Annotated in this window: 2 protein-coding genes; both read left to right on the top strand. The window is 53.4% G+C overall.

The genetic code is table 11. From position 1 onward, the window contains the following. Positions 1-18 precede the first annotated feature (18 nt). Positions 19-684 (top strand): ectoine/hydroxyectoine ABC transporter permease subunit EhuD, encoded by a 666-nt coding sequence (ehuD, locus tag WBC85_RS14420; RefSeq protein WP_424438679.1) that lies wholly within the window; start codon positions 19-21, stop codon positions 682-684. A gap of 2 nt (positions 685-686) precedes the next feature. Continuing rightward, positions 687-1,502, top strand: a complete 816-nt coding sequence (ehuA, locus tag WBC85_RS14415; protein ID WP_424438676.1) for an ectoine/hydroxyectoine ABC transporter ATP-binding protein EhuA — start codon at positions 687-689, stop codon at positions 1,500-1,502. Positions 1,503-1,715 lie beyond the last annotated feature (213 nt).

Genomic DNA, 1,715 nt, shown 5'->3' with positions numbered 1-1,715 from the left:
CTGGGGAGGACATGATCCATGTTTGATTGGAAATGGGAATTCGTCTGGGAAATCCTGCCGCGTCTTATTCAGGCGACCGGGAATACCCTGATCGCGGCCGGGGCCGGCTATGGACTTGCCCTCGTGCTGGGACTGTTCCTCGCCTTGGGACAACGTAGCCCTTACCGCGTCGTGACCTTTGTGATCCGAGAGCTTGTTGAGTTCATCCGCTCCACGCCACTGCTTTTGCAGATCTTTTTTATCTTTTATGTCGGCCCGCAATTTGGTCTGCGTCTGAGCCCATGGATGTCAGGCATGATTGCTATCGGTCTGCATTACTCGTGCTACCTGTCAGAGGTCTATCGCGGCGGCATCGAAAGCGTGCCGCGCGGCCAATGGGAAGCTGCGACAGCGCTGAACATGTCAGTTTTGCAGACGTACCGCCGCATTGTTATTCCGCAGGCCATTCCGCCCGCTTTGGCGGGTTTGGGCAACTATCTGGTTGGTATCTTCAAAGATACACCAATGCTGTCGGTTATCGGCGTTGCCGAACTGATCCACACGGCCAATGCCATCGGCTCCGAAAACTATCGGTTTCTCGAACCCTACACGATGGTTGGCATCATATTTTTGGCGATCTCGCTTCCTTCGGCCGGTCTGATCCGGGCATTCGAAGGCTATGTCCGTCGCAAAATGGGAATGTAAAAATGGAAGATATGTCCAGCTATCCGCTTGAAATTTCGGGCGACACAAAACCGATGGTCAGCTTTAGGAAAGTGCACAAGGCCTATGGATCTCTGGTGGTTCTTGACAACCTTGATCTTGACGTTGCTGCCGGGGAAATGGTGTCAATCATTGGCCCCTCAGGGTCAGGCAAGACCACGGTTTTGCGTATGCTGATGACGCTTGAGCAGATCAACAAGGGCGTCATCTATGTGGATGGCAAACCGCTGACCCATATGCCCCAGAACGGCAAACTTATCCCAGCAAATCAACGCCACTTGCGCGAACGACGCGCCGATATCGGGATGTGTTTTCAGCATTTCAATCTGTTCCCGCACATGACTGCCTTGGAAAACTGTATGGAGGGCCCAGTTCAGGTTCTTGGCGTCTCACGCGAAGAGGCGCGTGCACGCGCCGAGGATCTGTTGGAACTGGTCGGGATGATCGCCAAGAAAGACCAACATCCCTCGCGCCTGTCAGGTGGGCAACAGCAACGCGTTGCAATTGCACGTGCATTGGCCATGCGACCCAAAGTGATGCTGTTTGATGAGGTGACGTCAGCGCTTGATCCCGAAGTGATTGGTGAGGTCACAAATGTCATTCGCAAACTGGTGTCCGAGCATAACCTGACCATGCTGATGGTGACGCATCAAATGGGTTTTGCCCGCGATATTTCCGACCGGGTTTGCTTTTTCTACAATGGCAAGATCGAAGAACAGGGCCCGCCAGCAGAGCTGTTTGGCAATCCACAAAGGGAGCGCACACAGCAATTCCTGAGTGCGGTCAAAGAAGCCGTTTAATGCACTTCTCGGAATACCTGAGACATTTGGTATCGCGTTACGCGCTGAAATCTGTGATTTCATGCAGCGTTATGTGTTCCAGCTTTTTCCGAAAGCGCTAAAAGTCACAAACTCGGTTCTGATGCGGGGAGTTTTCCGCAGGGCTTAGCCCTTGGAATTCACAATGGTGCGGGCAGAAAACTCGGCCAATTCCCCGCGCCAGATCTGGCGACC

The organism is Planktotalea sp., from assembly GCF_049680325.1.
In the GTDB taxonomy this organism is placed as follows: domain Bacteria; phylum Pseudomonadota; class Alphaproteobacteria; order Rhodobacterales; family Rhodobacteraceae; genus Planktotalea.
Note: the sequence above shows the minus strand (reverse complement) of the source record. Positions and strands in the feature narration are given on the sequence as shown.